General features: G+C 71.8%; 23 protein-coding genes and 1 tRNA gene. 8 read left to right on the top strand and 16 right to left on the bottom strand.

Annotation, left to right across the window (positions count from 1 at the left end):
* The coding region (locus AC2YHB_RS25175) for a hypothetical protein (RefSeq protein ID WP_487354830.1) at nucleotides 1–263 on the bottom strand (263 nt) is incomplete at its 3' end.
* A gap of 263 nt (nucleotides 264–526) precedes the next feature.
* Between AC2YHB_RS25175 and AC2YHB_RS25170 the strand changes: the two genes are divergently transcribed.
* Complete coding sequence (locus tag AC2YHB_RS25170) at nucleotides 527–775, top strand: superinfection immunity protein (RefSeq protein ID WP_487354829.1); 249 nt, start codon at nucleotides 527–529, stop codon at nucleotides 773–775.
* A gap of 28 nt (nucleotides 776–803) precedes the next feature.
* Here AC2YHB_RS25170 and AC2YHB_RS25165 read toward each other — a convergent pair.
* From AC2YHB_RS25165 to AC2YHB_RS25150, 4 genes are all read right to left on the bottom strand, one after another.
* Nucleotides 804–875: transfer RNA gene (locus AC2YHB_RS25165), tRNA-Val, on the bottom strand.
* Nucleotides 876–1,483: 608 nt separating this feature from the next.
* Complete coding sequence (locus AC2YHB_RS25160; protein ID WP_487354828.1) at nucleotides 1,484–1,996, bottom strand: peroxiredoxin; 513 nt, start codon at nucleotides 1,994–1,996, stop codon at nucleotides 1,484–1,486.
* A gap of 8 nt (nucleotides 1,997–2,004) precedes the next feature.
* On the bottom strand, nucleotides 2,005–3,636 hold the full coding sequence (locus tag AC2YHB_RS25155) for an AMP-binding protein (RefSeq protein ID WP_487354827.1): 1,632 nt from the start codon (nucleotides 3,634–3,636) through the stop codon (nucleotides 2,005–2,007).
* A 197-nt stretch (nucleotides 3,637–3,833) separates the two neighbouring features.
* A complete protein-coding gene (locus tag AC2YHB_RS25150; protein WP_373366941.1) occupies nucleotides 3,834–4,262 on the bottom strand; it encodes a DUF3052 domain-containing protein in 429 nt (142 codons plus the stop codon).
* A gap of 173 nt (nucleotides 4,263–4,435) precedes the next feature.
* Between AC2YHB_RS25150 and aceE the strand changes: the two genes are divergently transcribed.
* Nucleotides 4,436–7,252 carry a pyruvate dehydrogenase (acetyl-transferring), homodimeric type gene (gene aceE / locus AC2YHB_RS25145; protein ID WP_179647426.1) on the top strand — a complete coding sequence of 939 codons (2,817 nt, stop codon included), beginning with the start codon at nucleotides 4,436–4,438 and terminating at the stop codon, nucleotides 7,250–7,252.
* A gap of 6 nt (nucleotides 7,253–7,258) precedes the next feature.
* Here aceE and AC2YHB_RS25140 read toward each other — a convergent pair whose 3' ends face one another.
* From AC2YHB_RS25140 to AC2YHB_RS25105, 8 genes are all read right to left on the bottom strand, one after another.
* Complete coding sequence (locus tag AC2YHB_RS25140) at nucleotides 7,259–8,506, bottom strand: acyl-CoA dehydrogenase family protein (protein ID WP_487354826.1); 1,248 nt, start codon at nucleotides 8,504–8,506, stop codon at nucleotides 7,259–7,261.
* Entirely contained in the window at nucleotides 8,503–10,224 is a 1,722-nt protein-coding gene (locus AC2YHB_RS25135) for a dipeptide ABC transporter ATP-binding protein (RefSeq protein WP_487354825.1), read from the bottom strand. Before AC2YHB_RS25135 ends, AC2YHB_RS25140 begins: the two co-directional genes overlap by 4 nt.
* Complete coding sequence (locus tag AC2YHB_RS25130) at nucleotides 10,221–11,078, bottom strand: ABC transporter permease (protein ID WP_036544460.1); 858 nt, start codon at nucleotides 11,076–11,078, stop codon at nucleotides 10,221–10,223. The genes AC2YHB_RS25135 and AC2YHB_RS25130 overlap by 4 nt, the downstream gene beginning before the upstream one ends.
* On the bottom strand, nucleotides 11,075–12,022 hold the full coding sequence (locus tag AC2YHB_RS25125) for an ABC transporter permease (protein WP_179647429.1): 948 nt from the start codon (nucleotides 12,020–12,022) through the stop codon (nucleotides 11,075–11,077). Before AC2YHB_RS25125 ends, AC2YHB_RS25130 begins: the two co-directional genes overlap by 4 nt.
* A 6-nt stretch (nucleotides 12,023–12,028) precedes the next feature.
* Entirely contained in the window at nucleotides 12,029–13,678 is a 1,650-nt protein-coding gene (locus tag AC2YHB_RS25120; protein ID WP_207006193.1) for an ABC transporter substrate-binding protein, read from the bottom strand.
* Between the two features lie 44 nt (nucleotides 13,679–13,722).
* Nucleotides 13,723–15,144, bottom strand: a complete 1,422-nt coding sequence (locus tag AC2YHB_RS25115) for an NtaA/DmoA family FMN-dependent monooxygenase (RefSeq protein WP_487354824.1) — start codon at nucleotides 15,142–15,144, stop codon at nucleotides 13,723–13,725.
* Complete coding sequence (locus AC2YHB_RS25110; RefSeq protein WP_487354823.1) at nucleotides 15,141–16,526, bottom strand: LLM class flavin-dependent oxidoreductase; 1,386 nt, start codon at nucleotides 16,524–16,526, stop codon at nucleotides 15,141–15,143. The genes AC2YHB_RS25115 and AC2YHB_RS25110 overlap by 4 nt, the downstream gene beginning before the upstream one ends.
* A 574-nt stretch (nucleotides 16,527–17,100) precedes the next feature.
* Nucleotides 17,101–18,108 (bottom strand): alpha/beta fold hydrolase, encoded by a 1,008-nt coding sequence (locus tag AC2YHB_RS25105; protein ID WP_487354822.1) that lies wholly within the window; start codon nucleotides 18,106–18,108, stop codon nucleotides 17,101–17,103.
* A gap of 150 nt (nucleotides 18,109–18,258) precedes the next feature.
* On the opposite strand from AC2YHB_RS25105, the gene AC2YHB_RS25100 reads away from it, so the two are divergent.
* The 5 genes from AC2YHB_RS25100 to fabF all read left to right on the top strand — a co-directional run bounded on the left by AC2YHB_RS25100 (nucleotide 18,259) and on the right by fabF (nucleotide 23,108).
* On the top strand, nucleotides 18,259–19,443 hold the full coding sequence (locus tag AC2YHB_RS25100) for a PucR family transcriptional regulator (protein WP_179647433.1): 1,185 nt from the start codon (nucleotides 18,259–18,261) through the stop codon (nucleotides 19,441–19,443).
* A gap of 119 nt (nucleotides 19,444–19,562) precedes the next feature.
* Complete coding sequence (locus AC2YHB_RS25095; protein WP_487354821.1) at nucleotides 19,563–20,507, top strand: ACP S-malonyltransferase; 945 nt, start codon at nucleotides 19,563–19,565, stop codon at nucleotides 20,505–20,507.
* Complete coding sequence (locus tag AC2YHB_RS25090) at nucleotides 20,504–21,502, top strand: beta-ketoacyl-ACP synthase III (RefSeq protein WP_487354820.1); 999 nt, start codon at nucleotides 20,504–20,506, stop codon at nucleotides 21,500–21,502. Before AC2YHB_RS25095 ends, AC2YHB_RS25090 begins: the two co-directional genes overlap by 4 nt.
* Before the next feature lie 57 nt (nucleotides 21,503–21,559).
* The gene (locus AC2YHB_RS25085; RefSeq protein WP_036544446.1) at nucleotides 21,560–21,805 is read left to right on the top strand and encodes an acyl carrier protein; all 246 of its coding nucleotides are present in this window, start codon (nucleotides 21,560–21,562) and stop codon (nucleotides 21,803–21,805) included.
* A 52-nt stretch (nucleotides 21,806–21,857) separates the two neighbouring features.
* Nucleotides 21,858–23,108 carry a beta-ketoacyl-ACP synthase II gene (gene fabF, locus AC2YHB_RS25080; RefSeq protein WP_036544443.1) on the top strand — a complete coding sequence of 417 codons (1,251 nt, stop codon included), beginning with the start codon at nucleotides 21,858–21,860 and terminating at the stop codon, nucleotides 23,106–23,108.
* 71 nt (nucleotides 23,109–23,179) lie between these two features.
* Here fabF and AC2YHB_RS25075 read toward each other — a convergent pair whose 3' ends face one another.
* Complete coding sequence (locus tag AC2YHB_RS25075) at nucleotides 23,180–23,677, bottom strand: DUF3145 domain-containing protein (protein ID WP_036545093.1); 498 nt, start codon at nucleotides 23,675–23,677, stop codon at nucleotides 23,180–23,182.
* 194 nt (nucleotides 23,678–23,871) lie between these two features.
* Complete coding sequence (locus AC2YHB_RS25070) at nucleotides 23,872–24,810, bottom strand: alpha/beta fold hydrolase (protein WP_207006198.1); 939 nt, start codon at nucleotides 24,808–24,810, stop codon at nucleotides 23,872–23,874.
* Nucleotides 24,811–24,866: 56 nt separating this feature from the next.
* Between AC2YHB_RS25070 and AC2YHB_RS25065 the strand changes: the two genes are divergently transcribed.
* Nucleotides 24,867–25,505, top strand: coding sequence for a flagellar basal body-associated FliL family protein (locus tag AC2YHB_RS25065; protein WP_487354819.1), 639 nt, complete (start codon nucleotides 24,867–24,869; stop codon nucleotides 25,503–25,505).
* Nucleotides 25,506–25,517: 12 nt separating this feature from the next.
* Here AC2YHB_RS25065 and AC2YHB_RS25060 read toward each other — a convergent pair whose 3' ends face one another.
* A complete protein-coding gene (locus AC2YHB_RS25060) occupies nucleotides 25,518–26,540 on the bottom strand; it encodes a tetratricopeptide repeat protein (protein ID WP_179647438.1) in 1,023 nt (340 codons plus the stop codon).
* Nucleotides 26,541–26,643 lie beyond the last annotated feature (103 nt).

Here is a 26,643-nt window from a genome sequence, read left to right as displayed (position 1 = left end):
GGCGGGCCGGGGTGCTCTCCCGGCGCGGAGTCTCGCGTGATCGCGTCGTGCGCCGCGGCGTGCTCCGGCGCGGGCAGCGACCCGGTCTGCGCCGGCGCCTCGCCGGACCGTCCCGCCCCGGGAGGGGCATCCGGATCGGCGTGTGCCGGGGTGGTGGAGAGGACGACGAGGGCCAGGACGGCCCCGGGCAGGGACAGCGCGATGCGCCGTACCGCTGGTGCACGGCCCGCGGGCACGAAGGGTCGCCGGAATGTCTCGGACATGGGAGCTCCAGGAGTGGACGTGCGGATGACCGCTGATGGGTGCTGAACGGGCTGGCCCCCGAAGACCAGGCAAGGGAGTGCCGGCCTCTCTCGCGGCGTCCCGCGAGCATGTGCGGCCTGCACTCCCTCCTCCGGTCGTCACGCTGCCGAGTCGGCGTGACGACCACCCGGTCCCCCGGTATCCACAACCCGACGTTGCACACCCCCCGGGCGTATCGAGGAGGCGGCCTGACAGCACGACGCCGGCCGTCTACGGTGCGGGCATGTACCTCGAGCTCGTCAGCGACCGTCAGCGCCGCCGCCTGCGCCGGGTCGCGCTGACCTGGCTGGCCGCCGCCACGACCTGCGGCTACCTGCTGCCGTGGGCGGTCGCGACCACCCGCGGCAAGGCCAACGCCGGCGCGATCGGCGTCCTCAACGTCGCCCTCGGCTGGACCGTCGTCGGCTGGATCGTCGCCCTCGGCCTGGCCTGCGGGCGCCACGGGATCGCGGGCCTGCGCGTCACCGACTGACGCGCCGCACCGGCCGGACCGGACCGGGTGGGCGCAGAGGGGATCGAACCCCCGACCACCTCGTTGTAAGCGAGGGGCTCTACCGCTGAGCTATACGCCCCAGAAGCGCGGATCAGCCTACCGAAGCCGCCCCCACCCCACCGAACCGGCGGCCCCACGCGCCACCGACGGAAGCCAACCGCGAGCGCGGCAGCGCGGCGAGAGCCGCCGCCTGGCGGCTTGCCGCCACCTCACGAGGCGAAGACGCGCTCGCGCCCCCATGCCACGTCTTGCCGCCAGGCGGACACAACCACCTACGGAAGCCAACCGCGAGCGCGGCAGCGCGGCGAGAGCCGCCGCCTGGCGGCTTGCCGCCACCTCACGAGGCGAAGACGCGCTCGCGCAAAGAATGAGACGACGCGCTCGCGCCCCCATGCCACGTCTTGCCGCCAGGCGGACACAACCACCTACGGAAGCCAACCGCGAGCGCGGCAGCGCGGCGTCCACGCGGCGCAGCCGCATCGACGGCGGCCCGCAGGCCCGAAGGGTCTGTGCGGTCGTCGTCGATGGGACGACGCGCTCGCGCAAAAATGAGTTGAACCGCCGGCGTCTCGGGTCACCAGCGGTTCAACGAGTAGAACTCTAGCGGCCACCTTCCGGCCTTCCAAGGGCTGCGGTGGATTTGGTTGAAAAATGACCCAGATGGACTAGGCGGTCCGACCGAGCGAACTATCCATCACTCGCGGCGCGCAGCGCGGCGAGCAGGTCGTCGAGGCTCCGGGCGGCCGGCTTGGGGTGGTGGACGGCCCAGGTGAGCCGCCCCTCCTTGTCGATGACGTACGACGACCGCTCGGGGCAGCCGGCGCGCTCGTCGAACACCCCGTAGGCGCGGGTGACCTCCCCGTGCGGCCAGAAGTCGCTGAGCAGGGTGAAGTTCAGCCCGTCGGCGTCGCTGAACGCGCGCAGCGCGTAGACCGGGTCGCAGGAGATCGCCAGGACCTCGGTGTCGAAGGTCAGGAACTCGTCGAGCCGGGTTCGGATGCCGCCCATCTCCCCGGTGCACACGCCGCTGAAGGCGTAGGGGTAGAAGACGAGGGCGACCGCCTTCCTCCCCCGGTACGACGACAGGGTGATGTCCTGCCCGAACTGGTCGCGCAGGGTGAAGTCGGGGGCGATCGCGCCGAGCTCGATGCCGGTCGCGGCGCCCGATCCCGCGGCGTCGGGTCGAGCGTCGGGGCGCACGCCGGGCCTCACGCGTCGGGCTCGAGCGCGGCGAGCTCGCGCTTGAGCACCTTGCCGGTGGCGTTGCGGGGCAGCTCGTCGAGGAACACGATCTCGCGCGGCACCTTGTAGCGGGCGAGGTTGGCCTTGACCAGGTCCTTCAGCTCGTCGGCGCTGACCGGCTCGGCCTCGGGGACCCGCACGACGAAGGCGCGCAGCCGCTTGCCGAAGTCGTCGTCGTCGACACCGATGGCCGCGACCTCGGCGACCCGGTCGTGGGTGGCGATGCAGTCCTCGACCTCCTTCGGGAAGACGTTCTCGCCGCCGGAGACGATCATCTCGTCGTCGCGGCCCTCGACGTACAGGCGTCCGTCGGCGTCGAAGCGGCCGACGTCCCCGGAGGACATGAGGCCGTCGATCATCTCCTTGCCGCCACCGCCGGTGTAGCCCTCGATCTGCAGGGAGTTGCCGACGAAGATCCGGCCGGACTCCCCCGTCGGCACCTCGCGGCCGTCGGCGTCGAGGATGCGGACGACGGTCTGGTGCGGCAGGCGGCCGGCGCAGCCGGGGGCCTCGCGCAGGTCCTTCGGGTCGGCGATGGACGCCCAGGCGACCTCGGTCGAGCCGTAGATGGAGTAGAGGTTGTCGCCGTAGCGGTCCATCCACTGGATCGGCAGGTCGCCGGGCAGCGCGGACCCGGAGGACGCGACGGCCTTCAGCGCGGGCAGCGGGCACTTGTCGAGGGTCTCCTCGGGGAGCGCGAGGATGCGCTGCAGCATCACCGGGATGACGGCGAAGGAGTCGCACTCCTCGTCGTGGAGGACCTTGAGCGCGCCCTCGGGGTCGAACTTGCGGGTCAGCACGAGCGTGGTGCCCAGCATCATCGCGAGCTGGTAGTGCGCGAAGCCCCAGGTGTGGAAGAGCGGCGCGGCGACGTGGCACTTCCAGCCGCTCTTCAGCGGCATCCGCGACAGCAGCGAGATCGCCGCGGGCAGGCCGCCCTGGGGACGGGGCGCGCCCTTCGGCGTACCGGTCGTGCCGGAGGTCAGGATGATCGTGCGGCCCTTGCTGCTCGGGGCCTTGAGGTCGCCGGTCTGCCCGGCCTTCGTCGCGGCGGCGATGATGCCCTCGAGGCTGTCGTCGCCGGCCTCGCCGTCGGTCCAGCCGAGCACGCGGTCGGCGATGTCGGCCGTGGCGAGCAGCCCGGTGAACTCCTCGTCGTGGACGACGACGCGCGGCTTCTCACGCGCGATGACGTCGGCCAGCTGCGGGCCGGCGAAGGCGGTGTTGAGGTAGAGGACGTCGGCGCCGAGCTTGCTGATCGCGATGGACGCTTCGATGAAGCCGCGGTGGTTGCGGCACATGACGGCCACGCCGTCGCCGGGCTTCACGCCGCGGGCGCGCAGGCCGTGGGCGAGCGCGTTGGTGCGCTCCTGGAGCTCGCCGAAGGTGAGCGAGCCGCGCTCGTCGATGATCGCGACCTGCGTCGGCATCCGCAGCGCGATGGTCTTGAAGCCGCCGGCGGGCGTGGTGCTCCACTGCCGCAGGGCGTTGGCCATGCCACCGAGCACCACCGGCGAGTAGGGACGGACGATGCCCGACTCGGTCAGGATCTTCAGGCTGGTTCCGGCGTCCTTGACCCGGCTGGCGATCTTCCCCATGGGCCTAGGGTATGTCCGGCGGTTCTCGGCGGATGGCCGGGCCGTCCAGTGCGTGCGATGGCAAGGCGCCGACGCGCTCCCAGACCGGGCGTCTTTCGAGCGTCGGCAACGCCGCCAGCGTGCGTGCTGGGCGGTCCGGACGCCGCCATGGAACCGCCGGACATGCCCTCACGTATGGCCCCGCCGATCCGCGGCGTTCAGCTGATCGACTTGGGGGCGACCAGACGGGTCGCCGCCCAGTCCTTGCTGACCGTCGCCGCCGTCGTCTGCGCGAGGCCGGCGATGGGCGCGGCCTCGGCGATGTCGGCGGCGTCGACCGCTCCGGGGCGCCCGATCTTCGGGGTGAGCAGCCAGATCACGCCGCCCCCGACGAGGTCGGTCAACGAGTCGACCAGGCCGTCGACGAGGTCGCCGTCGTCGTCGCGCCACCACAGCACGACGGCGTCGACCACGTTGCCGTAGTCGCCGTCGACCATGTCGCCGTCGATCGCGTCCTCGATCGCGACGCGGAGGTCGTCGTCGGTGTCGTTGTCCCAGCCGAGTTCCTGGACCACCAACCCCGGCTTGAGGCCCATCCGCTCGGCGGGTCCGGTCGGGGTGGTGCCGCCAGGGGCGGTCGAAGTCACGGTGCATCCTCCAGGGTGCTCGGGGTACGACGAAGGCCCCGCCCGGTGCGGGGACTGGCCCTAGTCCAGCGGAGTCGGGGGGCGGGGCGCAACCCTCACGCTCCAGTCCGGCCCTCCGAAGGTCTACTCCCGAGTAGATTCCCCGGCTGGATCTCCGGTGCAAGGATGGCTGCGTGACCTCCGACACCCCCGATGCCACAGCCCCCGGCCCGACCCCGGCCGTCCGCCCCGCCTCGGTCATCCACGAGGGCCTCCCGACCCAGCTCCCGGACATCGATCCGGAGGAGACCCAGGACTGGATCGACTCCTTCACCGCCCTCGTCGACGAGCGCGGTCGCGAGCGCGCCCGCTACGTGATGCTGCGGCTGCTGGAGAGCGCGCGCCAGAAGCAGGTGGGTGTCCCGGCGCTGCGCAGCACCGACTACATCAACACGATCCCGCCGGAGCGCGAGCCGTGGTTCCCCGGTGACGAGGACGTCGAGCGCCGGATCCGCGCGTTCATCCGCTGGAACGCCGCGGTCACCGTCTCCTCGGCCAACCGCAAGGGGCTGGAGGTCGGCGGCCACATCGCCACCTACCAGTCCTCGGCGAGCCTGTACGAGGTCGGCTTCAACCACTTCTTCAAGGGCAAGGACCACCCCGGTGGCGGCGACCAGCTGTTCATCCAGGGCCACGCCTCCCCCGGCATCTACGCGCGCGCGTTCCTCGAGGGCCGGCTCACCGAGGAGCAGCTGTTCCGGTTCCGCCAGGAGGTCCAGCACGGGCGCGGGGCCGGCCTGCCGTCGTACCCGCACCCGCGGCTGATGCCGGACTTCTGGGAGTTCCCGACGGTCTCGATGGGCCTGACCGGCATCAACTCGATCTACCAGGCGCGCTTCAACCGCTACCTGCACAACCGCGGCATCAAGGACACCAGCCAGCAGCACGTCTGGGCCTTCCTCGGCGACGGCGAGATGGCCGAGCCGGAGTCGCTCGGCGCGATCCGGATCGCGGCCCGCGAGGAGCTCGACAACCTCACCTGGGTCATCAACTGCAACCTGCAGCAGCTCGACGGCCCGGTCACCGGCAACGGCAAGATCATCCAGGAGCTCGAGGCCAACTTCCGCGGTGCCGGCTGGAACGTCATCAAGGTCGTGTGGGGCCGCGAGTGGGACGCCCTGCTCGCCCGCGACGTCGACGGCGTGCTCGTCAACAAGATGAACACCACGCCCGACGGCGCCTTCCAGACCTTCTCCGTCGAGTCCGGCGCCTACAACCGCGAGCACTTCTTCGGCCCCGACCCGCGCCTGCGCGCGATGGTCGAGCACATGACCGACCGGCAGATCGAGAAGCTGCCGCGCGGGGGCCACGACTACCGCAAGGTGTACGCCGCCTTCGACGCCGCGACCAAGCACGTCGGCCAGCCGACGGTGATCCTCGCCCACACGGTGAAGGGCTGGACGATCGACGCCCTGGAGGGCAAGAACGCCACCCACCAGATGAAGAAGCTGACCAAGGACGACCTCAAGAAGTTCCGCGACCGGCTCTACCTGCCGATCAGCGACCGCGACCTCGAGACGGCCTACGAGTCGACCGGCACGGCACCCTTCTTCCACCCGGGCGCGGACTCCCCCGAGATCGAGTACATGATGGAGCGCCGCCGCCAGCTCGGTGGCTCGCTGCCCCGCCGGGTGGTGCGGGCGAAGGCCCCGAAGCTCCCCGGCGACGAGATGTACGCCGAGCTCAAGAAGGGCGCCGGCAACCACAAGGTCGCCACCACGATGGCTGCCGTCCGGCTGCTCCGCGACTGGATGAAGGACCCCGAGATCGGCAAGCGGATCGTCCCGATCGCGCCCGACGAGTACCGCACCTTCGGCATGGACTCGATGTTCCCGTCGGCCAAGGTCTACGACCCGGCCGGCCAGACCTACGAGTCGGTCGACCGCAACATGCTGCTGCAGTACAAGATGTCGCCGCAGGGCCAGATGCTCCACGAGGGCATCTCCGAGGCCGGCGCGATGGCGTCCGCGATCGCCGCCGGGTCGTCGTACTCGACCCACGGCGAGGCGATGATCCCGTTCTACATCTTCTACTCGATGTTCGGCTTCCAGCGCACGGGCGACTCGATCTGGGCGATGGCCGACCAGCTGGCGCGCGGCTTCCTCGTCGGCGCCACCGCCGGCCGCACCACGCTGACCGGCGAGGGCCTGCAGCACGCCGACGGCCACTCGCCCCTGATCGCGGCGACCAACCCGGCGGTCGTGCACTACGACCCGGCCTTCGGCTACGAGGTCGGGCACATCATGCGCTCGGGCCTGGAGCGGATGTACGGCACGAGCGAGGCGCACCCGCTCGGCGAGGACGTCATCTTCTACATCACCGTCTACAACGAGCCGGTCGCCCAGCCCGCCGAGCCCGAGGGCCTCGACGTCGCGGGCCTGCTCAAGGGGATGTACCGGGTCTCCTCCCCGGGCGGCGACGCGGAGGGCCCGCGGGTCCGGCTGCTGGCCTCCGGCGTCGGCTTCCCGTGGATCGACGAGGCGGCCCGGATGCTGAGCGAGGACTGGGGCGTCCAGGCCGAGACCTGGTCGGTCACGTCGTGGAACGAGCTGGCCCGCGACGGCATCGAGACCGGCAAGTGGAACCTCCTCCACCCGGACGAGGCCCACCGGACGGCGTACGTCACCGCAGCGCTGGGCGAGGGCGCCAACGCCAACGCCCCGGTCGTGGCGGTCTCGGACTACATGACCGCGGTCCCGCTGCAGATCGCGCCGTGGGTGCCGGCCGACTACCGCGTCCTCGGCGCCGACGGCTTCGGCTTCGCGGACACCCGCCCCGCCGCCCGCCGCTTCTTCCAGGTCGACGCGCCCTCGGTCGTCGTCCAGGCGCTCGCCGCCCTCGCCGACGCCGGCGAGATCGACCCGGGCCGGGTCAAGGACGCGTTGGAGAAGTACCGCATCGACGACCCGACCGCGGTCGCCGGCGTGAAGCAGGAAGGCGGCGACGCCTAGGGACTGCTAGGACACGCCCTGGCCCCGCGCCTTCACGACGTCCCAGCTGCGCGAGATCCACGCGCTGGGCGGCGTGCCGTTGAGCAGGTGGTCGCCGACGATCGTCTGCCGGTAGATCGCCGGGTTGTGCGAGGCCAGGGTGCGGGCGTTGCGCCAGTGCCGGTCGAGCCGGAAACGGTCGGTGACCGCGGAGGACCCGCCGACCTCGAACAGCTCGGTCACCAGGGCGAGCACGGTGTCGATGACGACGGACTGCGCCGCGAAGGTCGCGGCGTCCGCCTCGTCGAACGGCTCGGTGCCGACGGGGCCCGGCCCGCCCGCGACCTGCACCTGGTACGCCGCCTCCACGCGCTCGGCCGCCGCGATCGTCGTGGCCTCGGCGGCGAACGCCCTGCCCTGGACGCGCCCGACGACCTGCTGGACCTGCGGGTCCTGCGCCGGGTCCGGGTAGGCCGGGTTGGCGAAGTTGCGGCCGCGCTGGCGCACGAACGCGACGGCGGCGTCGACGGCGGCCTTGCCGATGCCGGCCAGCGTGGCGAGGTGCACCAGCTGGAAGAAGGCCAGCAGGTAGCTGCCGCTGAAGTCACCGTTGGGGTGGATCTCGACGTCGTCGAGGTGGATCGGGACGTCCTCGAAGATCGTGGTCCCGCTGCCGGTGAGCCGCTGGCCGAAGCCGTCCCAGTCGTCGATCCGCTGGACACCCTGCGCGCTGGTCGGCACCAGCACGGTGGCGCTGTTGGCGGAGTCGACCGTCGCCGTGGTGTGGATCCAGTCGGCGAAGAGGCTGCCGGTGGAGTAGAACTTGCGGCCCGAGAGCAGCCATCCGCTCCCCTCGCGGCGGATCGTCGTGGCGTTCTGCCAGAACGAGCTGTTGCCCTGCTCGGACTGCGCATTGCCCACGAGGACACCCGCGGCGACCCGGCGCAGCCACCGGTCCCGCACGTCCGGGTCGCGGTGGGTGAGCCGGGTCTCGACGAAGCCCGCGTGGCCGCGCAGCAGCTGCGGGAGGTTCGAGTCGGCGCGGGCGAGCTCGACGAGCTGGCGGAAGTACTGCGGCAGGGTCGCGCCGAGGCCTCCGTTCTCGACGGGCACCCGGATCCGGCCGAAGCCGGACTCGCGCAGCCACTCCACCTGCTCGAACGGCAGCGTCCGGTCCGCCTCCCGCTCGGCCGCGCCCTCGGCGATCTTCGCGAAGACGGGGCCGAAGCGGGCGGAGAGCTCGGCGTCCGTCGTACCCGGTCCGGGGGCGGTCACCGGGTCGTCTCCAGCCGTGGGAGCGCCGTGAGCAGCTGCTGCGTGTAGGGATGCTGCGGGCGCTCGAACACGTCGTCGGCGGTGCCGGACTCGACGACCTCGCCGTCCTTCATCACCAGGACCCGGTCGCACATGTGGTGGATGACGCCGAGGTCGTGGGAGATGAACAGGTAGGTCACACCGAGCTCGTCCTGCAGGTCGGTCAGCAGGTCGAGCACCTGCGCCTGCACCGAGACGTCGAGCGCGGAGACCGGCTCGTCGCAGACGATCAGGTCGGGCTCCGGCGCGAGCGCCCGGGCGATCGCGACCCGCTGCCGCTGGCCGCCGGAGAGCCGCAGCGGAGCGGCGTTCAGGTGCTCGGCGCCGAGGCCCACCTGCTCCAGCAGGGCCCGCGACCGCGAGCGCGCCTCGCGGGAGCTCTCCGGCGGGTTCGGTCCGCGGGACAGGGCGTCGGCGAGGATCCGCGCGACGCTCCAGCGCGGGTCGAAGCTGCTCAGCGGGTCCTGGTAGACGACGCCGATCCGGCTGCGCTCGGGCCGCCGCTGCCGGGGGCTCAGCGACGACCAGGGCTCGCCCCGCAGCAGCACCTCGCCGCTGGTGGGCGCCGTGAGCGCGAGGGCGATCCGCGCCGTGGTCGTCTTGCCGGACCCCGACTCCCCCACGATCCCGAGCGTCTCGCCGCCGAACACCTCGAAGGACACATCACGCACGACCTCGCGGTCCCTGCCGTCCGGGCCGCGGAAGGCCTTCACCAGGTGCCGGGCCTCGATCAGCGGGCGACCGCGGTCGATCGGGCGCCTCGTCCGCGCCGGCTTCTCCTCGCCGTCCGCGGGCCGCACCAGGCGGGTGCCCCGCGTGTGCTCCGACGGTACGGCGTCCAGGAGCGCCTGCGTGTACGGGTGCTGCGGCCGCTGCAGGATCTCCTCGACCGGCCCGTGCTCGACGAGCACCCCGCCCTGCATCACGGCGACGTCGTCGGCGAGGCGGGCCACGACGGCGAGGTCGTGGCTGATCAGGATGATCGACGTGCCCCGCGCCTTCGACTCGGCCAGCAGGTCGAGGACCTGGGCGCCGACCGTCACGTCGAGCGCCGTGGTGGGCTCGTCCGCGATCACCAGCGGTGGGTCGAGCGCGATCGCGGACGCGATCAGCGCGCGTTGCCGCAGGCCCCCGGACAGCTCGTAGGGACGTTGCGCGGCCCGGACCTCGGGCTCCGGCACCCCGACGGCGCGCAGCAGCTCGATCGCCTTCGCCGCACGGGAGCGCCGGTCGCCGACCTTGTGCACCGCCAACGGCTCGGCCACCTCGTGGCCGACCTTGCGGAGCTGGTCGAGGGACACGAGGGCGTCCTGGAGCACGAAGCCGACCTCCTTGCCGCGGATCCGGCGCCACTGCCGCTCGCGCAGCGAGGTCAGGTCGTGCGGTCCGAGCTCGAGCCGGTCGGCCTCGACCTGCGCGCCCGGACCGGTCAACCCGACCAGGGTGCGGGCCGTGACGCTCTTGCCGGACCCCGACTCCCCCACGATCGCGAGGCAGCGGCCGGCGTGGGCGGTGAACGAGATGCCCTTGACCACCTCCCTGCCCGCGAAGGAGACCCGGAGGCCCTCCACCTCGAGCAGCGGGACCGGCGCCGCCGGACCCTCCACGGCGCGGGCGGTGGGCGCGACGGCGGTCGCGGGCGTCGTACCGGCGGGGGTGTTGGTCTCGACGATGCTCATCGGCTGGCTCCTTCGAGTCGGCGTTGCAGGGTGCGGCCCAGGGTGGTGACCGAGATCGCGAAGAGCACGATCACCAGGCCCGGCAGGATCTCCAGCCACCACGACGTGGTGATGTAGAGCCGCCCGGCGTCGAGCAGGGCACCCCACTCGGGGTTGGGCGGGGCGATCCCGAGGCCGAGGAAGGCCAGGCTGGAGGCCCAGACGATCGACTGGCCGACACCGAGGGTGACGACGGCGACGAGCGGCCGCATCGCGTTGGGGAAGAGGTGCCGGCGGACCACGGTCCACCGGCCGTGGCCGAGCGCCGCGGCGGCCTCGATGTAGCCGGCCTGCCGGACGTTCAGCACCTGGCCGCGGACCATCCGGGCGTAGCCGGGGGCGGACCCGATCCCCACGGCGATGACCTGGGTGGTGGCCGACGGCCCGAAGATCGCGATGAGGAGCAGGGCCAGCAGCAGCGCCGGGAAGGCGAAGGCCACCTCGAGCACACGGGTGATCGCGGTGTCGACGATCCCGCCCGCCAGCGCGGCCGTGAAGCCGAGCAGGATCGCGATCGACATCGCCAGCGCCGTGGCGCCGAGGCCGATCCCGAGCGAGAGCCGGGAGCCGTGGATGACCCGGGTGAGCAGGTCGCGGCCGACCTCGTCGGTCCCGAACGGATGGCTCCACGACGGCGCGGCGAGGGCGTTGCCGAACTCGATCGCCGTCGGGCTGCGGTCGGTGAGCACGCCGGGCGCCACGGCCGCGACCACGACGAGGGTGACGAACGCCAGCGCCAGGAGGGTGCCGGGACGGGCGCGCAGGCCGGTCAGTCGCGCCGCGGGGACCCGCAGCGCCGGTGCGAGGGTCGTCATGCCGTCGCCGCCTTCGCGTGGGTGCGCAGCCGCGGGTCGACCGCCGCGTAGGCGAGGTCCACGAGCAGGTTCGCCACGACGTACACGCCGGCGACGACGAGGACGATGCCCGACACGGTCGGCACGTCCCGGGTGTTGACCGCGGTCACCAGGACCTGCCCGATGCCGGGCCGGCCGTAGATGTTCTCCGCGATCACCGCCCCCGAGATCAGGGCGCCGAGCGCCCAGCCGGACAGGGTGATCCCCGGCAGCACGGCGTGCCGCAACCCGTGCCGGAGCCGGACGGCCGTGTCCCCCATCCCGCGGGTGCGGGCGGTGGTCACGAACGGCTGGTCCAGCACCTTGTCGAACTCGTCGCGCGTCACCTGGCCGAGGAACCCGGCCAGCGGGATGGCGAGGGTGAGGACCGGCAGGACGGTGCCCCACACCCCGCTTCCCCCGATGACCGGGAAGACCGGGATCTTCACCGCGAGCACGACGAGCAGCACCACGCCGACCCAGTACGTCGGCAGGCTGGCCGCGAAGGTCTCCCACCCCGACCCGAGGCCGGTCACGAACCGGCCCCGCTTGACCGTCAGCAGGGTCACCCCGACCGCCAGCCCCCACGCGACGACGAGCGCCGCCGCGGTGAGGACCAGGCTCGGCCCGATCTGGGCGCCGATCACCGAGGTCACCGACTGGTACTGCGTGTACGACGTCCCCAGGTCGCCCTTGAGCAGGCCGCCGACGTAGTGCAGGTACTGCAGCGCGAGCGGGTCGTCGAACCCGAACTTCGCGTTGACGGGTGCGAGCTCGGCAGCGGTCCACTCCTGCTCGCGCCCGTTCTGCAGGTTCAGGATCGTGGTGGCCCGGTCACCGGGCACCAGCAGCTGTGCGAAGAAGGTCACCGAGGCGGCCGCGACGAGCACGGCCACGACGGAGAGCAACCGGAACAGGATCTTCATCCGCCATCACTCCACGAAGTACGCATCGGAGAAGATCGGCTCGCCCTGGCTCTTCTCGACCCAGACGTCCTTGAGGTTGTTGGCGACGGCCATCGTCGTGTTTTGGGTGTAGAGCCCGATGCCGGCGGCGTCGTCCTGGATGATCTGCTGCGCCTTCTTGTAGAGCTCGGTCGCCTTCGCGGGGTCGAGCTCGCTGTTGGCCGCCTGGATCGTGCGGGACAGCTCCTCGTTGTTGTAGAAGGAGCGGTTGTTGTAGTTCGGCAGCGCCTCGGTCGACGGCCGCCACACGATCCACAGGATCGCCGGGCTCGGGCTCGTCCAGTACGACGGCGTCGCGTCGAAGGTCGACGGGTCGGAGTACTTCCCGCCCCACAGCTCCGCCATCGTGGCCGGGACCAGCTTCACGTCGAAGCCGACCTCCTTCCACTGCTCCTGCAGGGCCTGCAGCACGGTGGCGCCCTCGGAGGTGAAGATGAACCCGGCGCCGTACACGAGCTTGGCGCTCAGCGTCCTCCCGCCCTTGGTGCGCACGCCGTCGGCGTTCTTCTCGCTCCAGCCGGCCTCGTCGAGCAGCTCGTTGGCCTTGTCCTGGTCGAAGGCGTACGCGTCGGCGGCGTCGCTGTTGTAGTCGGGCGTCGACTGGCTGACCGACGGGTTGCCCTCGTAGGGGATCACGCCGTGGAAGCCGGTCTCGACGGCACCCTTGCGGTCGGCGCCGTAGGCGAACGCCTGGCGCACGAGCTTGTCGGTGAAGATGCCCTGCTGCGTGTTGATGTAGAAGGACACCGGCTTGCCCGGCGTGATGTAGCGGATCGTGTTGTCGAACTTCTGCTCCGCGTCCTTCCAGTTCACCGTCGGGACCTCGTAGATGACGTCCGTCTGTCCGGTCGTCAGCGAGGCGTAGCGGGAGACCCCGTCGGCGACGAACTTCCAGCGCAGCTCGTCGACATACGCCGGGCCCTCGTGCTTCGCGGTGGACGGCCAGGAGGTGTAGTCCGGGTTCTTCTTGAAGACGACCTCCTCGCCCTTCTTCCACTCCTCGACGGTGAAGGCACCCGAGCCGATCGGCTGCTCGCAGTTCTGCTCCTTCGTGCGGGTCTTCAGCGCCTTCGGCGACTGGATCCCGAAGTAGCCCTGGGTGATGAGCGTGAGGAACTGGGGGTAGGGCTTGTTGAGCGCGATCTCCACGTGCGTGGCGTCGATCGCCCGGGCCTTCTTGTAGTACGGGTCGATGGAGACCTTCGCCGTGCCGTTGAGGTCGGTCTTCTCGAACTGCTCGAAGTTGTAGGCGACCGCCGCGGCGTCCAGCGGCGTGCCGTCGGTGAACTTCACGCCGTCCTTCAGCGTGAAGGTGTAGGTCAGCCCGTCCTCGGAGACCTTCCACTCCGTCGCCAGCCACGGCTTCACCGAGCCGTCCTCGTCCTGGGTGACCAGGCCGTCGAGGACCTGGCGGGAGATGTAGGCCTGCTGGATCCAGCCGCCGAAGATGCAGGGCGGCTCCTGGACGTGGGCGTAGGTGATGGTGCCGCCCTCGACGCGGTCCCCCGCGCCGGACACCGTGTCGGAACCGCAGGCGGTGAGTCCCTGACCGGCGAGCGCGAGGCCGGCGGTCGCAGCAGCGATCCGGAGGCGGCGGTGGGTGGTGGGACTGGTCATGTGAGTGGTTCCTTCGTGGTTTCTCGGGGAGTGGTGATGGCTGGTCATGCGGTGAGCTGGTCCGGGTCCGAGATCCCGGTCCGGTTGGGCAGGTGGGCGCCGCCGCGGTAGCGCGCGCCGAAGTGCCGCTCGGGGAGGCGGTCGCCCTCGCCGAAGATGCGGTCGCGCAGGGACTCCCCCTCGTCGTACGACGTCCGGAGGCGGCCGCGCTCGCGGAGCACGGGGGCGACGAGCTCGATGAAGTCCTTCGCCGTGTCGTAGGTGTGGTACTGGAGGAGGTTGATGCCGTCGATGTCGAGCTCGTCGAGCCAGCGCTCGACCTCGTCGGCGACCTGGTCGGGCGTGCCGACCGCGAAGAGCGGGTGCGCGCTCAGGTCGCCGAAGCCGGCGAGGTAGTCGCCGACGGTCTGCTCGGGGTCCGCGATCCGGCGCCAGCGGCCGTGGGCCCGGCTGTCGGCGAGCTCGCCCAGCCTCGCGTCCACCGGGTGCGCGGTCGGGTCCCACGGCAGCCCGGCATGGGCCAGGTAGCCCTCCGGGTCGGAGAGCTCCTGGAAGCGGGCGAGCTTGACCCGCGCCTCCTCCTCGGTCGCTCCCACGATGATCCCGGCGGTGGTGACGACCTTCAGGTCACCGGGAGCGCGGCCCGCGTCGACGGCGGCCTGCTTCAGCCGCGCCACCGTCGCCGCGAGGCCGGCCTGGTCGGGACCGCCGGTGAAGACGACCTCGGCGTGCTTGCCCGCGAAGGCGGTGCCCGCGTCGGACTGGGTCGCCGTGATCAACAGCGGCGTGCGCTGCCGGCTCGGCGACGGCAGGTGCGGCCCCTCGACCTTGTAGTACGTGCCGTCGTGGTCGATCGGCCGGATCTTCGCGGGATCGGCGAAGACGTTGTGCTCGCGGTCGGCAACGATCGCGTCGTCGTCCCAGGAGCCCTCCCACAGCTTGTAGAGGACGTCGAGGTACTCGTCGGCCCGGGCGAAGCGCTCGTCGTGCTCGACCTCGCCCTCGAGGCCGAAGTTGCGTGCCGCGTTCGGGAGGTACGACGTCACGATGTTCCAGCCGACGCGCCCCTTGGTGAGGTGGTCGAGCGTGCTCGCCCGTCGCGCCCAGGCGAACGGCGGCTCGTAGGTCGTGGAGAACGTGATCCCGAACCCGAGGTGCTTCGTCACCGCCGCCATCGCCGGTACGACGACCGCCGGGTCGTTGTTCGGGATCTGCAGCCCCTGCCTCACCGCGGTCTCCGCACTGCCGCGGAAGACGTCGTAGGTGCCCACGACGTCGGCCAGGAAGACCGCGTCGAAGCCGCCGTCCTCGAGCAGCCGCGCCAGCTCGGTCCAGTACTCGATGTCGTTGAACCGCTCGCGGTTGTTGTCCGGCAGCCGCCACAGCCCGTGGGTGATGTGGCTGACGCAGTTCATCTCGAACAGGTTGAGGATCAGCCGCTTGGGCTGGTCCGTGCCCGTCGTCATCGGGCGCCGACCGGGGCGAAGGCGCCGCGGTAGCGGGTCGCCGGGTGCCGGTCCGGCAGCCGGTCGCCGCGGCCGAAGAGCTTCTCGCGCAAGGTGCCCTCGCGGTACTCCGTCTGCGCGAGCCCGCGGGCCTGGAGCGTCGGGATGACGTGGTCGACGAACTCCTCGTAGCTGCCGGGGATCTCGGCGTTGACCAGGTTGACGCCGTCGACGCCGGCCGCCTGCCAGGCCGCCAGCCGGTCCGCGATCTGCTCGGGCGTGCCGACGATGCGGTTGTTGGTCGCGGTGAAGTGCGCGACGTCGCGCAGGGTGGCCGGGCGGTCGGTCACGAGGTCGTGGATCCAGCCGACGATCGACTGCACCCCCTCGGTCCGGATCTCCCCCACCGGGGTGTCGAGGTCGTCGTGCCCGAAGTCGACGCCGACGGCACCCGACATGTGCGAGAGCTGCGCGTCGTAGTCGATCCACTCGTCGAGCTCCGCCGCCTTGCGGCGCGCCTCCTCCTCGGTGGACGCCGGGACGACGTACAGGCCCTGGAAGAACTTGAGGTCGTCGGCCCGCCGGCCCTCGGCGACCGCGCGGCTGCGGATGTCGCCGGTGTCGCGGGCGGCGGCCTCGAGCGTGGGCGCCTGGATGAAGACCGCCTCGGCGTTGCGGGCGGCGAAGCTGCGCCCGGCCTCGGAGGCGCCGGCCTGGAACAGCAGGGGCGTGCGCTGCGGGCTCGGGCTGACCAGGTGCGGGCCCTCGACCTTGTAGCGCGGGCCCTCGTGGTTGATCCGGTGCACCTTGTCGTAGTGCGCGTGGATGCCGCTCTCCCGGTCCTGGACGAGGGCGTCCTCCTCCCACGAGCCCTCCCACAGCTTGTACGTGACGTCGACGTACTCGTCGGCCCACGCGTAGCGCTCGTCGTGCTTCGTCAGGCCCTCGAGCCCGAAGTTGCGCGAGGCGTTCGGCAGGTAGTTGGTGACGATGTTCCACGCCACCCGGCCCTTGCTGGCGTGGTCGAGCGTGCTGACCCGCCGGGCGAAGTTGAACGGGTGCTCCTGCAGGATCGAGGCCGTGTAGGCGATGCCGAGGTGCTCGGTGGCGTAGGCGATCGCGCTGGCGAGCACGCTCGGGTCGTTGCTCGGGACCTGCAGGCCGGCCTCGAAGTAGCGGCGCTCGTCGCCGCGGTACGGCGCGTAGAGGCCGACGACGTCGGCGAAGAAGATCGCGTCGAACTTGCCGCGCTCGAGGGTCTTCGCGAGGCCGACCCAGTGCTCGAGGTCGTTGAAGTCGGTCTGGCGGGCGCTCGGCCGGCGCCAGGTGCCCTGGATGATGTGGCCGGTCGTGTTCATCACGAACGCGGCGAAGTGGAGTGGGCGTGCAGGGGGCGTGGACATGTCGTCCTCCGGGTGGGTGCGTGCGGCGGTACTGCCGGGCACGCGGTGCGGGCAGGGGGCAGGAGCCCTCGTCGGCGTCGTTGCCGACGACGGATCGACCTGACCGACCCCGGAGGGTGTCCGAGACGGAGCGAGTCAGGCGAGGATCACGAGGTCAGCGACAGGTCGCGCTGGAGACCAGGCAGAGGTCGACGTGGCGGCGGCAGATCAGCCGGGTGGTGGCCATGCGTCGTTCCCTCCTCGTGCGTGGTCGGTCGAGTCGGCACCCCGACTCTTAAAAGACCATAGAGTTACTCGACTTTTAGGGCAAGTCGATCCGACCACGGTGGCGACAGGGGTTGCCGCTCACCCCCGCGACCGAACCTCTCACCCGATCGTCGAGGAGGTCGCTCAGCCCGGTGGTCGAGGAGGTCGCGCAGCCCGGTGGTCGAGGCGGTCGCGCAGCCCGGTGGTCGAGGAGGTCGCGCAGCCCGGTGGTCGAGGAGGTCGCGCAGCCCGGTGGTCGAGGAGGTCGCGCAGCCCGGTGGTCGAGGAGGTCGCGCAGCGACCGTCACGAGACCCCCGGGCCCCGCGGTCAGGCGGAGGTGGCCGCCTGCGGCTCCGGCGCGCCCTCGAGGGTCGGCACCGGGCTCGCGGGGGCCGAGCCGCCCGCCTTCAGCATCCGCCGGAAGCGCGCCCGGTTGTACGACGCCGGCTCGGTCGAGCTGACGAAGTCGTCCAGGATCCGCGCGAACTCCTCCGGGTGGTCCTTGTGCGGGAAGTGCCCCGCGTCGGGCAGCACCTCCACCCGGACGTCCGGCGCGAGGGCGGCGGCGTTGCTGGCGTGCCGGACCGGGATGACCTGGTCCTCCCTGCCCCACACGACGGCCATCGGCATCGCGTCGCTGAGGTAGGCCCGGTCGGACATGGTGACGATCTGGCCGCGCCAGTCGATCACCGCACGCACGAGGTGACGGATCGCGAAGCGGGTGCGCCGGTCCTTCCACGACTCGACGATGTCGGCGACCTCGTCGAGGTCGCGGGTGACCTTGCGCAGCGGCCCCACGTCGCCGTACTCGTGGGCAGTGCGGAGCGCGAAGGTCTCCAGGTGGCGCACGCCCGGCAGGGTCAGCACGCCCATCACCCGGAACCAGCCGGGGACCTGGATCAGCTTGATCAGGGGGGTCACCTCGGGGCCGAGGCCGCCGGTGGCCACGAGCATGACCCGCTGGGTGCGCTCGGGGAACTGGTAGGCGAACTGCATCGCCACGCCCCCGCCGAAGCTGTGCCCCACGACGGTGACCTTGTCGATGCCGAGGACGGTGAGCAGGTCGCGCATGCCGTTGGCGTAGCCGCCCAGGGTGTAGTCGGCGCGCGGCTTGTCGGACAGGCCGTGCCCCAGCAGGTCGGGGGCGATCACGGTGTACTTCTTCGCCAGCTGGTCGATCACGGGGGTCCACGTGGTGTGGTCGCAGGCGAGGCCGTGCAGCAGGAGGAGCGCGGGACCGCTGCCCTTGAGCACGAAGGCGCGCTTCTTGCCGTGGATGGTGACGTACTGGACGTCGTCGCGCATCGCCGCGGCGCGGTCAGCCTTCTCCGCCATGGCGGGGCCCCCTCACTGACGAGCTAGCAGGCGCTTGCTCCTGCTAGCAGGTGATGGACGATTCAATCACGCCGACCGCTCGCCGCGACACCCACCCGCCGGGATCCGTCCGGTGGCCGCGGGCCTCGGGGTGAGCCCTACGCTGGTGCCATGTCGCCGACCGGACCGAGGGCACACCAGAGCGCCACCCGGCAGCTCCGCGCGGCCTCCGGGTCGCTCAGCACCGCGGCCGTCGCGCGGATGGAGGCCGACCTCAGCTGGTTCCGCCAGCTCGGCGCCGAGGAGCGCTCCTGGGTCGGGATGATCGTGCAGGCCGGCGTGAAGGGCTTCGTCGACTGGTTCGCCGAGGGCGGTGCCACCGACCCCGACGACGACGAGGTGGTCATCCAGGTCTTCGGCGCCGCGCCGCGAGCCATGGCCGGCGTGGTCGACCTGCACCAGACCGTCGAGCTGATCAAGCTGACCATCGACGAGGTCGAGCGCAACATCCAGCTGCTCCTGGAGCCCGACGTGATGGAGGAGGTGCACGCCGCCGTCCTGCGCTACGGGCGCGAGGTCGCGTTCGCCACCGCCGAGGTCTACGCCCGCGCCGCCGAGGTCCGGGGCCGGTGGGACGCCCGCCTCGAGGCGCTGGTCGTCGACGCGGTGCTGCGGGCCGAGACGGACGAGTCGGTGCTGTCCCGGGCCAGTGCGGTCGGCTGGGCGGCGCGTGGCGCCGTGGCCGTGGTGGTCGGAACCGCCCCCGCCGAGGCCACGGGTGCGCAGACCGGCGCCTTCGACGCCGTACGACGAGAGGCGCACGAACGCGGCCTCGACGCCCTCTGCGCCGTGCAGGGCCACCTCCTCGTCGTGATCCTGGGCGGTGTCGGCACCCCCGAGAAGGACGCCGCCCCCCTGGTGGGCCTGTTCGGCGAGGGCCCCGTGGTGGTCGGCCCGACCGCCGCCGACCTGTCCACCGCCCACGTGTCGGCACGCGTCGCGCTGGGTGCCCTGCGGGCTGCGGTCGGCTGGCCCGACGCCCCGCGCCCGGTGTCCGCCCACGACCTGCTCCCGGAGCGGATCCTGGCCGGCGACGACGCCGCCCGGGTCGACGCCGTCGAGCAGCTGTACCGCCCCCTCGCCGAGGCCCGCGGTGAGCTCGTCGAGACCCTGGTCGCCTACTTCGCCAACGGCGGCGGCATCGAGGCCACCTCGCGCGCGCTCTTCGTGCACGCCAACACGGTGCGCTACCGGCTCGGCCAGATCGGCGACGTGACCGGCCTGACGCCCTCGGTCCCCCGCGACGCGCTGGTCCTCCAGCTCGCCCTCGTCCTGGGCCGGCAGGCGGGACTGTAGGCGGCAGCGCGGTGGAGACCCGCCGGCCGATCAACTTGTAGGGGTTCCACAACGCCGCGGGGCCAGTTTCGTCGGCGGCGCAGGCGCGTGTGCCCCGCCCCGCCCGGCAGGCTGGACTCGTGCTCGTGATCGTGGCCCCCGGACAAGGGGCACAGACCCCCGGATTCCTCTCCGCCTGGCTGGAGGACCCGGCCTTCGCCGCGCGCATCGGCTGGCTCTCGGCCGTCTCCGGTCTCGACCTGGCCCACTACGGCACCGAGGCCGACGGCGACACGATCCGCGACACGAAGATCGCCCAGCCGCTCCTGGTCGCCGCGGCCCTCGCCACGGCCCAGCAGCTCGGCCCGCAGCCGGCCGCAGCTGTCGCGGGCCACAGCGTCGGAGAGTTCGGCGCCGCCGTGGCCGCAGGCGTCCTGAGCCCCGAGCAGGCGATGGTCCTGGTCCGCGAGCGAGGCCAGGCGATGGCCGACGCCGCGGCGGTGACCCCGACCGGCATGACCGCCTCCCTGGGCGGCGACCGTGACGAGGTCCTCGCCGCGATCGAGGCCCACGGACTCACGCCCGCCAACGACAACGGTCCCGGTCAGATCGTCGCCGCCGGCACGCTCGAGCAGCTCGCGGCGTTCGCGGAGAACCCGCCGAAGGGCGCCCGGCTCCGGCCGCTCGCCGTCGCCGGCGCGTTCCACTCCCCGCACATGGCGCCGGCCGTCGAGCACGTCGCCGCTCTCGCTGGCTCGGTGGACGTGGACGACGCGCGGATCCCGTTCATCACCAACTCCGACGGCACCCTGCTGACCGACGGCGCCGTGGTCCTCGACCGGATCGTCGGCCAGATCGCCCGCCCGGTCCGCTGGGACCTGTGCCTGGACGCCATGGCCGAGCTGGGCGTGACGGGCTTCCTCGAGCTGCCGCCCGCCGGCACGCTGACCGGGATCGCCAAGCGCTTCTTCCGCGACCGCGGGATGACGGTCGAGACGTTCGCGCTCAACGGGCCCGAGCAGCTCGACGAGGCACGCGAGTTCTGCGAGCGGCACGCCGCGCTGGCCGAGGTCGTGCCCGCATGAGCGCCACGATCCGCACCGAGACCGGTTCCACCCACGCTGCCTTCCTCGGCGTGGGTGCCTACCGGCCGTCCCGCCTCGTGCCGAACTCCGAGGTCGTCGACGCCATCGACTCCAGCGACGAGTGGATCCAGCAGCGCTCGGGCATCAAGACCCGTCGCTTCGCGGGCGAGGACGAGACCGTCGTCTCGATGGCTGTCGCCGCCTCGCAGAAGGCGCTCGACGCCGCCGGCATCGACGCACAACAGGTCGACGCCGTGATCGTGGCGACCATCAGCCACCTGATCCAGACCCCGTCCGCCGCGACGGCGATCGCGCACGCGCTGGGCACCGCGCAGCCGGCCGCGTTCGACATCTCCGCGGCCTGCGCCGGGTTCTGCCACGGGGTCGCCCTGGCCAACGACATGATCCGCGGCGGCAGCGCCCGCCACGTCCTGGTGATCGGCGTCGAGAAGCTGTCCGACATCACCGACCCCACCGACCGCGGGACGGCGTTCATCTTCGCCGACGGCGCCGGCGCCGTCGTCGTGGGCCCGTCCGACACCCCGGGCATCGGCCCGGTCGTCTGGGGCTCCGACGGCGAGCACTACGACCACATCCGCACGCCCGACTGGCGCGACGTCCTCGCTGCGGGCGGCGGCATGCCCAACCTGTCGATGAAGGGCAACGAGGTCTTCCGCTGGGCGTCGTACGGCATGGCCAAGGTGGCCCAGCAGGCGCTCGACCGCGCCGGCATCACCGCCGACCAGCTCGACGTCTTCGTGCCCCACCAGGCCAACAACCGGATCACCGACACCATGGCCCGTGCGCTCCGGCTGCCCGACACGGTGCGCATCGCGCGCGACATCATCGACGCCGGCAACACCTCGGCCGCCTCGATCCCGCTCGCCCTCGACCGCATGATCGCCGACGGCGAGGCGAAGTCCGGGGACCTCGCGCTCCTCATCGCCTTCGGCGCCGGCCTGGCGTACGCCGCCCAGGTCGTCACCGTCCCCTGACCCTCTGGCACGACCCACGATTTGCCCCGAGTTCCACCAACAACCCTGGAGAAGAAGATGAGCACCGAAGAGATCCGCGCCGCCCTCGCCGACATCGTCAACGAGGTCGCCGGCATCCCCGCCGACGACGTCCAGCTCGACAAGTCCTTCAGCGACGACCTCGACGTCGACTCGCTGTCGATGGTCGAGGTCGTGGTCGAGGCCGAGGAGAAGTTCGGCGTCACGATCCCCGACGACGAGGTCAAGAACCTCAAGACCGTCGGCGACGCCGTCGCCTACATCGAGCGCAACCAGGCCGCCTGAGCCAGCTCGTCTGACCCAGCAAGCCTGACCCTCACGAAGGAGACCGACAGCCATGTCCCGCATCCGTGTCGTCGTCACCGGCCTGGGCACCACCAGCCCGCTCGGCGGCGATGTCGCCAGCACCTGGGAGGGCCTCCTCGCCGGTCGTTCGGGGGTTCGTCACCTCGGCGACATCGCTGACGGCCTCCCCGTGACCATCGGCGGCGTCGCGGCCGTGGACCCCACCGAGGTCCTCGACCGCGTCGTCGCCCGCCGGCTCGACCGCTCCTCGCAGCTCGCGCTCGTCGCGGCGCTCGAGGCGTGGGCCGACTCCGGCCTGGCCGCCGCCCAGGAGGCCGGCGACCTCGACAGCGAGCGCCTCGGCGTCGCCTTCGCCTCCGGCATCGGTGGCGTGCAGACGCTGCTGTCCAACCACGAGGTCCTGATGGAGAAGGGTCCGCGCCGGGTCTCCCCCATCGCGGTCCCGATGCTGATGGCCAACGCCCCGGCCGCCACCATCAGCCTCCGGATCGGCGCTCGCGGACCGGTCAACACGCCCGTCTCGGCCTGCGCGTCCGGCAACGAGGCCATCTCGCTCGCCGCCGACCAGATCCGGCTCGGCCGGGTCGACGTCGCCGTCGCCGGCGGCACGGAGGCGGCGATCCACCCGCTCCCGATCGCGGCGTTCGCGAACATGATGGCGCTGTCGAAGAACGACGGCGACCCCACCACGGTCTCCCGCCCGTTCGACACCGGTCGTGACGGCTTCGTGCTCGGCGAGGGCGCTGGGGCGCTCGTGCTCGAGTCCTACGAGCACGCCAAGGCACGCGGCGCCCGCATCTACGCGGAGGTGCTGGGCACCGGCATCACGGCCGACGCCCACGACATCGCCCAGCCCGACCCGGCCGGCCGCGGCGGCGCCCGCGCCATCCGGCTCGCCGTGCAGGACGCCGGGGTCGCCCCGTCGGACATCGCCCACGTCAACGCCCACGCGACCTCGACCCCGCAGGGTGACGTCGCGGAGTCGCTGATGCTGCACGCCGTCCTCGGCTCGGCCGCCAACGACCTGGTCGTCTCGGCGACCAAGTCGATGACCGGTCACCTCCTCGGTGGCGCCGGCGCCCTCGAGGGCGTGGCCACCGTGCTCGCGCTCCACCACCGCACTGCTCCCCCCACCATCAACCTCGACGAGCAGGATCCGCGGGTCGAGCTCGACGTGGCGACGAAGGTCCGGGACCTCCCACTCGGCGACGTCGCTGCGCTGAACAACTCCTTCGGTTTCGGCGGTGCCAACGTGGCCGTCATCTTCGGGACGCCGAGCTGACGTCGTACGAGGTGGACGAAGGGCCCGGCGCGATGCGCCGGGCCCTTCGTTTTTTCCTTGCCAGGGGCAGGTCAGACGACCTGGTGCAGCCAGCGGACCGGAGCTCCCTCACCGGCGTGCCGGAAGGTCTCGAGCTCGTCGTCCCAGGGCTTGCCGAGCAGTTTGTCGATCTCGTTCTCGAGGGTGACCTCGCCGAGCGCGGCACGCACGACCGCAGCCTTGAGCCGGTCCTCGGGGATCATGATGTCCCCGTGGATGCCGGTGACGGCGTGGAAGACACCGAGGTCCGGGGTCGAGGAGAAGCGGGCGCCCTCGGTGGACGACGTCGGCTCCTCGGTGATCTCGAACCGCAGGTGGTTCCAGCCGCGCAGTGCGGAGGCCATCTCCGCGGCCGCGCCGACCTTGCCACTCCACGAGAACTCGCAGCGGTAGCTGCCGGACTGCGCGGGCTGCGGCGTCCAGTGCGGGTTGACGGGTACGCCGAGCACGCCGCCCACCGCCCACTCGATGTGAGGGCACAGCGCGGACGGCGCAGAGTGGACGTAGAACACGCCCCTGGTTGCACTCATGCTTCCGGTCACCACGAACTCCTCGACTTCTCCCTACCTCCGGCGCGAGATACGCCTTCCCCAGCGGTCTCCTCGGAAGTGGTCGTCGTCATGGCGTTGCAGCAACCGTCACGTGAGCGACAAATGTGTGGTTGTGGTGACCATTGTGGCCCATGGGACACGCCGACACCAGTGATTGGGCCGTGTGTCCTGGGCTACTCGGCGACGGCCCCGGCGGCACCCAGGCCGATCAGCTCGTCCATCACCTGCTGTGCGATGCCCAGCCCACCGAGGTGGCTCTCCCCGTCGATGACGGTCATCGTGGCGTCGGGCAGCCTGCTGACGCAGTGCTCACCGTGGCGGAACGGCACGATGTGGTCGTCGTCGCCGTGCCACCACCGCACCGGCACCTGCACGTCCTCGAGCAGGAAGCCCCACTCCCGCGTGAACAGGATCAGGTCCGAGAGCGGCGCCGAGGTCTGGAAGCGGCTGCCGTTGAGCAGGTCGTCGAGGAACATCGCCTTGAACTCCGGGCGCCCGAGCAGGTTCTTGTCCCCCGGCGGCTGCACGGCGGCGTACAGGTCCAACGCGGGACCCGCGAGCGGCTTGACGCTGCGGATGGCGCCGGTCAGCGCGATCCCGAGCGGGACGCGGGTCGCGGCGAGCAGGGGTGCCGCGTGGACCGCGAGCTGGATGATGCCCCCGTCCGCCGCGTCCGGGCCGCGCGTGGGCGCCACACCGCCGAGGACCCCGACGCTGTGCACCCGACCCGGGAGAGCCGCGCCCGCAGCCAGCGCGTAGGGACCACCGCCCGACAGGCCGACCACGCCGAGGGTGTCGATCGCCAGTGCGTCGAGCAAGAGGGCCAGGTCCTCGGTCCAGTCCAGGATGTCGGGATAGAGGTACGGCGTCGACGAGCCGATGCCCGGACGGTCGATCCCGATGATCCGCAGGCCCGCCTCCTCGGCGTACTGCCGTGCGTCGACCGGGATCTGGCGCCGCGCCCCCGGGGTGCCGTGCATCCAGACGAGCGCCGGCCCGCGGGGCGAGCCGTACTCGGCGAAGCTGAGCCGGCGCCCGTCGCGGACGGCGACGCTGCCCTCCAGCGTGGGCCGCTTGGGCTGCTCCGGAATCTTCACCGCCGGGAAAGTCATGCGCAGGAGTGTGGCAGGTGCACACGGCGCGCGCTGGGGTGTCCTAAGGTTCGACCATGACCGAGGGGGGAACCGCGACCGACAGCGCCCGCCAGCCGGGCCGGCGCCGGGCGGAGAAGCCCTCGCGGCGACTGTCCGCGGGCAACCTCGGCAAGCCCCCGCTCCCCCGGATCTCATTGCAGTCGAGGTTCTGGCGGTTCGTCTTCGCCGGTGCCGGCGTCCTGCTCCTGCTCGGCTGGTTCACCTGGTACGCCACGACGCCCGAGGAGCTGCCGACGAGCGACAAGACCATCAGCGCTCCCGGCGTGGCCGGCACCCCGCTCTACGTCGGCATGTTCGGTGCGCCCGACGGCTTCGACCGCACCCTGCGGATCTCGGGAGTGAAGGTGCACGCGACCACGAGCGCCGATCTCACCATCACTCCCCTGCTGTGCCGTCGGGGCACCGTCGGCGTCACGACCGGACCGGAGCAGTTCTGCTCCGAGCTGATCGATCCCGCAGGGCAGCGCATGGTCGGCGGCGACTCGCTCGTGCTGAGGTTCGAGGCCGCCGAGCCGGTGATCGCCGTCGTCGACCAGCTGCGGGTCGCCTACCGCGAGGACGTGCGGTGGGACACGCAGCCGGCCGGCGTCGAGCAGGCCATCGTGACCTTCAGCGCCAGGCCCGACGTCGCGGACGACGCCACGAGCGAGTGAGCACGCCCGCGGTCAGCCGCGGTCGACCCGCTTCTCGAGCGACTCGGCCCGCTCCGCGGCATCGGTGACCTCGTCGGAGTCGATCGCGTTGGTCTTGTGGAACCAGGTGAGCGCGTCGTTGAGCCGGCCGGCCGCCTCGAGCGTGTCGGCGTAGGCATAGCGCAGGCGCACGACCCACGGCTCACGGCTCTTGCTGTTGAGCGGCGACACCTCGAGGGTGCGCAGCGCGGCATCCATCTGGCCCAGGTCGCGCCGTGCCCCGGCCTCGACGATGGTCATCTCGGCCTTGGCGGCCGAGGGGAAGCGAGCGACCGAGGGGCTCTTCGCCAGCTCGAGCGCACGGGTCGGGTTCCCGAGCGCGCGGTGGCAGTCGGCCATGATCGGCAGGTACGCGGTCGCTCCGTTCAGCCGCTTCGCGGCGCGGAGCTCTGCCAGCGCCTCGGCGTAGTGACCCGCCGCATAGGCAGTCTCACCAACGGCCTCTCGCACGACGGCGATCCGCGCCGCGCGCGCCTTGGCCGCCAGCGTGTGCTTGTACGCCGTCTCCGGGTCGTCGTCGACGAGCTGTCCGGCCGCCGCGAGGTGGCGCGACACGCGCAGCGCCAGCTTCTCCGGCAGGCTCCGCAGCTGGGCGCGGATGGACGCATCCAGCTCGGTGCCCGTGATGTCGTCCGGGATCGGCGGACCGTCGTAGACCGCCTGCTCAACGGTGCGCTCGCGCTGCTCGGGCGCGCCACCGATGCGGCGCTCGCCCTGTCCGCCGGCCGGCTTGCCGCGGCGCTGTCCGCCACGCTCGCTGGCGGGCCGCCGGTCTCCGTCCTTCCGGTCGAAGGACTTCTTGTCGTCCCGGCGCTCGTACGGCTTCTTGTCGCCGTCCTTGCGCTCGAAGGGCTTGCGATCCCGACCGGAGCCACCGCTGCTGCGGGGCTTGCCGTCGCCGCGCGACGAGCTGCTCTTGCGTGGGTCACCGCCCTGGCCCTGCCGGGGCCCGCCCGACCGGGATCCGCCGTCCCGGCGTCCTCGCTGGTCTGTCACGTCCGTGCACCTGCTCCGTGTTGAGATCGCTATTGAGATGAGAGAAGTGTGTCTGCAAAAGACAGTAGAGGCCACCCCTGAGGGTGGCCTCTACTGGAATGTT

The sequence above is a fragment of the Nocardioides sp. SRI_004 genome, from assembly GCF_057586415.1.
The sequence above is the reverse complement of the archived record's forward strand: the minus strand, read 5'-3'. Positions and strand labels throughout refer to the sequence as shown.

Excerpts from the sequence above, each read along its gene's own strand:
- AC2YHB_RS25105 (WP_487354822.1), bottom strand. The coding sequence starts at position 18,108 with ATGGCGGAGAAGGCTGACCGCGCCGCGGCGATGCGCGACGACGTCCAG.
- AC2YHB_RS25170 (WP_487354829.1), top strand. The coding sequence starts at position 527 with ATGTACCTCGAGCTCGTCAGCGACCGTCAGCGCCGCCGCCTGCGCCGG.
- AC2YHB_RS25130 (WP_036544460.1), bottom strand. The coding sequence starts at position 11,078 with ATGACGACCCTCGCACCGGCGCTGCGGGTCCCCGCGGCGCGACTGACC.
- AC2YHB_RS25125 (WP_179647429.1), bottom strand. The coding sequence starts at position 12,022 with ATGAAGATCCTGTTCCGGTTGCTCTCCGTCGTGGCCGTGCTCGTCGCG.
- AC2YHB_RS25120 (WP_207006193.1), bottom strand. The coding sequence starts at position 13,678 with ATGACCAGTCCCACCACCCACCGCCGCCTCCGGATCGCTGCTGCGACC.
- AC2YHB_RS25070 (WP_207006198.1), bottom strand. The coding sequence starts at position 24,810 with ATGACTTTCCCGGCGGTGAAGATTCCGGAGCAGCCCAAGCGGCCCACG.
- fabF (WP_036544443.1), top strand. The coding sequence starts at position 21,858 with ATGTCCCGCATCCGTGTCGTCGTCACCGGCCTGGGCACCACCAGCCCG.
- AC2YHB_RS25075 (WP_036545093.1), bottom strand. The coding sequence starts at position 23,677 with ATGAGTGCAACCAGGGGCGTGTTCTACGTCCACTCTGCGCCGTCCGCG.
- AC2YHB_RS25110 (WP_487354823.1), bottom strand. The coding sequence starts at position 16,526 with ATGTCCACGCCCCCTGCACGCCCACTCCACTTCGCCGCGTTCGTGATG.
- AC2YHB_RS25135 (WP_487354825.1), bottom strand. The coding sequence starts at position 10,224 with ATGAGCATCGTCGAGACCAACACCCCCGCCGGTACGACGCCCGCGACC.
- AC2YHB_RS25115 (WP_487354824.1), bottom strand. The coding sequence starts at position 15,144 with ATGACGACGGGCACGGACCAGCCCAAGCGGCTGATCCTCAACCTGTTC.
- AC2YHB_RS25100 (WP_179647433.1), top strand. The coding sequence starts at position 18,259 with ATGTCGCCGACCGGACCGAGGGCACACCAGAGCGCCACCCGGCAGCTC.
- AC2YHB_RS25090 (WP_487354820.1), top strand. The coding sequence starts at position 20,504 with ATGAGCGCCACGATCCGCACCGAGACCGGTTCCACCCACGCTGCCTTC.
- AC2YHB_RS25065 (WP_487354819.1), top strand. The coding sequence starts at position 24,867 with ATGACCGAGGGGGGAACCGCGACCGACAGCGCCCGCCAGCCGGGCCGG.
- AC2YHB_RS25155 (WP_487354827.1), bottom strand. The coding sequence starts at position 3,636 with ATGGGGAAGATCGCCAGCCGGGTCAAGGACGCCGGAACCAGCCTGAAG.
- AC2YHB_RS25085 (WP_036544446.1), top strand. The coding sequence starts at position 21,560 with ATGAGCACCGAAGAGATCCGCGCCGCCCTCGCCGACATCGTCAACGAG.